This window comes from uncultured Dialister sp., assembly GCA_900314595.1.
In the GTDB taxonomy this organism is placed as follows: Bacteria; Bacillota; Negativicutes; order Veillonellales; family Dialisteraceae; genus Dialister.
Genome location: OMVW01000063.1, coordinates 1 through 6941, shown reverse-complemented (window position 1 = coordinate 6941; position 6941 = coordinate 1). Strand labels below are relative to the sequence as shown.

Here is a 6941-nt window from a genome sequence, read left to right as displayed (position 1 = left end):
TTTTGTCGTATTTTTTTCGACTTTTTTGCACAAAAAAGCACGCACCTTTCGATGCGTACTTGAACTATTTTATGAATTTCTTAAGTTAATGACATTGGGGTTAATAGTTAATGGATGGAAAACTTTCGGGTCATCCGGATGGAAAACTGTATGTAAGGTTAATAGTTAATGGCTGATAGGAAATTTTAGAGCCTTCCGGACGAGAATGCTGCGCTTTCTCCGCTCCACGCGCACGGCCGGGAATAGACGTGCTCCCTCGTGCGGGGCTGCAGGTACACGTAAGGCCGGGAATACAAATGCAGGCCGCTATTGAAGAGCCACCGCCTGGGTAAAACCCTTTTCCAGCATAAGTGCGGGCAACAGCCCGTGCGCGGAGCGCACTATAAAAAATTGGTTTGCGCCAGCCAACCATATCCTTCCCTTACCCCTTATCCCTTATCCCTTTCCCCTGATTTTCTCGGCCAAATAAGTAAAAAAATATAGGAATTAAATCCTATAAAATATAAAAATCAATATGAAATAGGAAATAAATCCTATTTCATGCTGGTATGGTCAGTTTCAAAATTTAGTAATTTATGGTTTGTGGTCTGTGAAAGTGTGCCGCTAATGCGGTACTTTTTTATTGGAGTTATTTTCAATTTTAACATGCATTTTTTATTTTTTAAAAATTATATACTGCATTATCTATATTAAATAATGCAAATTTGCATAAATTAATATTGAAAAATAGTAAAATGCGTGATATATTATATACGTAAGCGGAATTACAAAATAAGAAGTAAAAATCCGAATGTGTTGTAAGGAGAAAATTATGAAAGAAAAAATCGTAGTGAGGAGAGCAAAAGAGGGGCTGGTATTTTATATGAATTCAAGAAAGGGGCGGATTTACCTGTTTACACAGCGTTTTTCAAAGGCGGTATACAATTTCTTTCTTCCCGGCAGATGTGAGGAGGAACTTAAAAAGTTCCACAGTTGGAATCGGAATCCCAGGCTGGATAAAACGATTGAGAAACTTCCATCTTATATCAGATATGCTCGTAAATATGGTATGGATTTATCCGAAGGTACTTATTAATCATTTTGCAAAGCGAATATGAAAGGGGGTGAATTCCATGATCGGAGTACTGATTCTTCTGGGGCTGCTTGATGATTGAGATTTTAATTCGGCGGTTGGTGTAAAAAGCCGGATCACCCCGGTTTCTGTACCGGGGTGGATTTGGCTGAATATTGAACCTGTATTTAGGAATGAAGGAGTATGGGTTAAAAACTGTTTTTACTGCATATTCATTGAAACGATTCGGAAGAATGATAGATGATACGGGAGATATGGAATGAAGAACAGACTGATTACTGAAAATGCTTTGAATTGCTTTACTGATTGCAGTGGCGCGGCCGGAAAGAGTTCACATGGAAAATATGATGTGAGTTGTGGTTTCAATATTGAGTTCAACGGAAAAATAATAGAATCCGGAGAATCAATCATACTGGATACTGATAGTAAATATGGGGAAAGATATGCCATCTGTATGGCCCTTGATGCAGCATTGAGACTAGTGAAAACAAGTCATGAATCTTTCCGCAGAGTCAATATTTTCTCAGATAGTCTGGGTGATGTGGAAATTTTCAAATATATGATGAAGAAATATCTGGTTACACCGGAAAGGGAAGTGCAGGATGCCATCAAACTGGACAGTCTGGCCAGGGCTCATAAGCTGGGAAATCTGAAACTTTTCGACAGGATTGTCAGGGATTATGAAACTATCAATGTGACCACACCTGTCAGGTTCTATTATGTTCCTGCTCATGTCCGCTATTCATTCCCCTGGGAACTGGGCAGTATGATCAAACGATTCCGCTATAATAATGAGACCCGGATCGATGCGCAGACTGCCAGATGGATTTGCAGGAACAATCAGATGATAGATTATGAGACGTCAAAAACTCTTAGAGAATGTATGGGGACCTTGTTTGTCAGGAGAAATGAGTTTGAGGGAGGAGCCGTATCGGTAGAACGCAGGAACGGCATAAGGGTATGCGTGAAAGCATCCTGAAGCCTGAGACAGCTTTTTACTGAAAAGCTGAAAAAATCATTGGAATCAATGCCCCTGCAGGAAAAAGAATCAGTCAGAACTGAAGGTTACCTGCAGGGCATTCTTTTATTTCACAGACGGATAAAGCATATTTTTAAATAAACATATGCAGATAGACATAAAAAATGGTAAAATAGGTATAGATTAACGTAACTTATTTATTTATCCTTTTTACCTTCGAACTGGAGAGAAAATTATGAAATATTATAAGGATTTTGATTTAAAAGAATTCCGCGAGAAAGTTCTGCAGATGAAAAAGCAGGCCGACCTTGCACAGGCCCTGGGAACCCGTCAGGATGCGATTTCCCGCTGGGAAAAGAATTCGGAAGGGATTTCCCTCAAATCCCTTATTGAACTGGCCGAAGTGGCCGGAGTGACTCTTGACGAAATGCTTCATTATAAGAAACCACTGCCGGCTTCTTTCGGGATGAAAGATGTCTGGGACCGGTATATGGAGACCAAGTTTGGACTGCTTGAGTCCATCAACGGGCTTCGAAACTTATCCAACGGTAAAGATGTAAGCGGAGTCAGTGAAGTCCTGGCCAGAATAAGAAATACAATTATCGAGGATTTTGCAAAGCCCCAGATTGCTTTTGCCGGTCTCCGTTCATCCGGTAAATCCACATTGATCAATGCCCTTCTGGGAAGAGAAGCGCTTCCCGCCGGATGGAATGGAACTACGAGCATTCCTGTCTATATCAAACATATAGAAGACCGGCCGGAATTCATGAAAGATGATGTCTGCTGGATTTTTCACAGAGATGAAAATGGGGACAGTTTTGACGATGATCTGATTTATGATGAAAAATACTGCAGCGCCCTGAAATATGCAAGCGGTGATGAAACGCTTCTTGACAAAGTTGGCACCATGTCCAATAGAAAGAAAAATATGGATGCCGATACAGCAGTCCTCTTTTTGGACAGTTCAATTCTCCGCAGTGTAGATCTTGTCGATATCCCTGGCATCGTTCCCGACCAGCTGGCCTCCGGAAGGAATGTGGATAAACCTTTCTGGAATATCATTCATAAAGCAACTGCCGTAGTCTATCTATCGAGAGCCATCAGTTTCTTTGAGAATGAGGAACAGATTGCGTTTTTAAGTGTCGTTGGTGCTTTAAGGCCGTTCTATACAAAAAACAGGGAAAAGGTGGATAACCTTTTGATTGTGGCCAGTCACTGCCATGAAATGGGCAGGGATGAAAAGGCTCTTGAAAAACTGGATATAAAACAGGACTCCTTCTTCGGCCAGCTTCCCAGCCAGGAAAGATATGTGACGAAAGATATCTGCGTCAGAAATGCTGAATACTATTTCTTCCCCTATTCCATCAATTATGATGAAAATAAATCTTTTAACCGGAGTCTGGCAGAAATGATTGAAGAGCTTGCCAGGGCCGCAGCTGAAGATGGTATTGAAGCGGTAAAAACGGTTCGGGATAATGCGGTGAAATACCTCCAGAAGAGCAGTATCCAGAGCCTCCGGCTTCAACAGGCACTGATTCTTCCTGGCAAGCTTGACGTGAAAAAGGAATCCATAGACCAGTCCTTCAATATCCGTATAGAAGATGCAAAAATCCGTAAAAACAGGGTCTTTAAGACCATTCGCCAGATGAAGGAGGAGAGTCGGATAAAAATCGGTGAAATTTTTGAGGACGAATTAAGCGAAGATAATGTTAGAGAAAGCATCGAACATGAAAAAGGTACGGACGGAAAATGGGCCATTAATGACGTTGTCCGCCATACGTATAATTCCATGAGGAGCAGATATGGAAATATTTTCCCTAAAAAGGATGAAAAAGTGTATGGGGAAATCAGAAATTACCTGAAATCTTTTTCCGCTGACGATGAGCGCTATAAAGAGTATGATACGCCTCTCACCACAGATCTCGGTGATGATTTTGATGAGCAGAATATTTATCTGGATGCCATAGGCGTACGGAAAAAATTCAGAATCAACATGCAGAAAGAGCTGACCGTTCCGGAAAACATCAAAGAGGATGAAGAGGATGAAACTTCCGAAAGGGCTGCCGGAGCTGCGGCAGCTGCTGCAGGCATGACGGCTGCAAGGGCTGTCCAGGATCCGGTCATGGGTTTTCTGGGAGCAGGCACAGCCCTTGTCGCAGGCGGACTTCTTGCCGGTCTTTTTGGTATGAAGAAAATGACCACAAGAAATGCTTCCTATACGAGCGAAAAGAAGAAATCAAATAACGCGGTTATAAGACAGATATTTAAAAATAACAGAGTGAAAGAACAGCTTCTTAATCAGTCAGATGCTTATTGGATGGAAAAGGAAAGACAGTTTGCCCGTGCCTCCGATACTGTGGAAATGAAATGGAATGAATACGCAGCACAGAAAAAAGAAATTCTCTATTCTCTGCTGGAATTAAAGACGCAGCAGGAAGAACTGGAAAAGAGCGGCGAAATCAGTGAAGCCAATGCATTCGTTATCGTAGCTATTTCCTCCCTGAAAAATATGAAGATTGAACTGTAAATGAAAGTGAGAAACAGTCCGGGAATCCCCCGGGCTGTTTTTTTATGGAATAGGGGCTTCTGAAGTGAAATTTAGCATATGAACATGTAAAATTTTAATAAAAATGTATTTATTAAATATATTACGAAATAATACTATTAAATATGCAGAATCGCATAAAAATGTATTTACAAACGCAAAAATAGGTGATATACTATGTTCAGATGAAGGAAATGATATGGCCATACATCTTCCTGAATAATCAAATGGATTCTTTAAGGAGAAAATCATCATGAAAAACATCAGCACAAGTGAAATTGGTACCGGTCTTACAATTGCTTCTTCCGTTTATAAAGCAGCCTCCGGTGAAGAGACTGTTGAGGAAGCAGCAGCAGATGCAGTAGTCGGAGTCGCTAAAGGAGCAGCCGTTACGGCAGCCACCACGGCAGCTGCGGGAGCTCTTGGAATCGCTACTGCTCCGGCGCTCCTCGCTGTAGGAGTGATTGGAGGAATCTTCAGCCTGTTCAGCGATGACTGACAGCCAATCAATCATAAGACCTGAATCAGAAATTTAAAAGCAAAGTACAAGGAAGGAAAATCCCTTATGAGCAAGAAAAATAGAAAACTGACAAATACCGGTATTTATAGTCGTGAAGGTTATGAAGCATCTGTCGGCTTAAGGACAATCGAACGTGCCGGGGCCTGCCCCCAGGCAAAGGGAGTTGTCCATGAAATCATGTTTTGCGACAAGTACAACAGCAATCCCATGAATTTTCTGAAAGGCAATCATGCCCAGCTTACAAAATCAACCACTGCGAAGATGAAAGATGTGATTATGACGAATCACGGAAAAGTCGTAGGCCACGCACAGCTGAAAGATACAATCAGCAATTCCGGCGTCAGGAAAACAGTAGATCAGATTACCGGCGGTCATTATGGAAAAACTGCCGTCTATGGCACGAAAGAGACAACGAAGAAAGTAGCTGAAAGGCTTTCCGGAAAAACCGGACAGACCATTAAATCCTCCGGCATCTCTTCCAATACGACCAGCCGGATTGCAAATAAGGCACTGGGCAGGATGCCAACAGCTTCTGCCATCGGATGTGCTGCAAGGGCTGGCGGCACAGCCGGGGCAGCCATCGGTGCCGGAATTGAAGTGGTTAGCAGTTTGTCAGATGTACTGGATGGAGAAAAAGATCTGGGCGATGCAGCCATTGATGTGGCAGCGGCCGGAATTAAAGGCGGAGTCAGCGGCGCGGCTTCAGCCGCCGCCGGTTCCGTAGCAGCCGGTGCGGTGGGCGCAGGAACGGCTGCCCTGGCAGGAACTGCGGCAGGAACTGCAATTGCCGGTACTGCTGTGGGAGCTGCCGCTATAGCAGCAGCCCCGGTAGTCATCGGATTTGGCGCAGCCTGCGCAGTAGGAAGCCTGATTTCAGATCTTTTCGACGATATTTTTTAAGTAATCTGTTTAAATAAAGTAGTTCGGCTTATAAAAAAGCTGCGTGGGAATTGCGGAGCTCTCCCGGGGAGAGCCCCGATTTCCTATAAAAGAGTATTTCACTAAAAGTTTTTTAAATCAGCCTTCTCTTACAGAATCATTAATCGGACGTTAAATAAAAGACGTCATTTGCCGGGAGGTATGGATGAGCAAAGTGAGCGAAGTCAGGAGAATGGAAGAAAAGAAAAAAATAGAATGGGTCAGACAGGAAATCAGGAGGACAAAGGCCGCCGGTCTTTCCATCAAACAGATGGATCCGGATGCTCTGCGGCTGCTGAAAATCAGGCTCCTTCAGATCTACTGGATAAATAAAAGACGGGAGGAACGTTTACTTCAGATGAAAAACTTCACCTTTGGATTCTGCATGGCAGTTCTTACGGCGATAACAATCATGGCAGCGCCTAAATGAGACGATCAATATTTTGCTCTACTTACCACATATTTTTTAAAGGAGGCTCTTATGCCCAGTGAAGAAGAACTGCTCCGTCGGAATGAAGAAGTTAAGAAATTAAATGAGAAATACCGGGAAGGCCGGGAACTCCGGCGGCTGGGATATCTGCCGGGAGACGAAGAACTCACGAAGACCGAAAGTGAAAAACTTGCTGAATATATGGAATTTGTAAAAGATAGAAAATATGAAAAACGCCTTTTCCTGGTCAAATGGATGACCCTGGGCTTTCTCACAGGAATGGGCGTATGCCTGATATCGGTACTCCTGAGGTGAAATTTCCTCAATGAGTCGTTTCCGATTTTAGAATTTAGGAAAAATGTGCCGCTGATGCGGCACATTTTTTAGTGTGCCGGGCATGGTACGATTCTAGCTGGTGAAAGTCCAGTTACAGGTATTTGTCGCCGAGTGTAGCGGAGCGCAAGCTGTAAACAGTAA

At 43.0% G+C, this 6941-nt stretch carries 7 protein-coding genes; all 7 read left to right on the top strand.

The window, feature by feature from the left end:
- Positions 1–811 precede the first annotated feature (811 nt).
- The 7 genes from QZN42_RS09745 (at position 812) to QZN42_RS09715 (ending at position 6779) form a co-directional block, all read left to right on the top strand.
- Complete coding sequence (locus tag QZN42_RS09745) at positions 812–1075, top strand: hypothetical protein (protein ID WP_296957155.1); 264 nt, start codon at positions 812–814, stop codon at positions 1073–1075.
- A gap of 256 nt (positions 1076–1331) precedes the next feature.
- Positions 1332–2051: a hypothetical protein gene (locus tag QZN42_RS09740; RefSeq protein ID WP_296957152.1), complete on the top strand. Its 720-nt coding sequence runs from the start codon at positions 1332–1334 to the stop codon at positions 2049–2051.
- A 235-nt stretch (positions 2052–2286) separates the two neighbouring features.
- Positions 2287–4578, top strand: coding sequence for a dynamin family protein (locus QZN42_RS09735; protein ID WP_296957149.1), 2292 nt, complete (start codon positions 2287–2289; stop codon positions 4576–4578).
- Between the two features lie 271 nt (positions 4579–4849).
- Positions 4850–5095: a hypothetical protein gene (locus QZN42_RS09730; protein WP_296957147.1), complete on the top strand. Its 246-nt coding sequence runs from the start codon at positions 4850–4852 to the stop codon at positions 5093–5095.
- Between the two features lie 66 nt (positions 5096–5161).
- Positions 5162–6016: a hypothetical protein gene (locus tag QZN42_RS09725; protein WP_296957145.1), complete on the top strand. Its 855-nt coding sequence runs from the start codon at positions 5162–5164 to the stop codon at positions 6014–6016.
- 184 nt (positions 6017–6200) lie between these two features.
- Positions 6201–6464: a hypothetical protein gene (locus QZN42_RS09720; protein ID WP_296957142.1), complete on the top strand. Its 264-nt coding sequence runs from the start codon at positions 6201–6203 to the stop codon at positions 6462–6464.
- Between the two features lie 51 nt (positions 6465–6515).
- Positions 6516–6779 (top strand): hypothetical protein, encoded by a 264-nt coding sequence (locus tag QZN42_RS09715; RefSeq protein ID WP_296957138.1) that lies wholly within the window; start codon positions 6516–6518, stop codon positions 6777–6779.
- Positions 6780–6941: the final 162 nt, after the last annotated feature.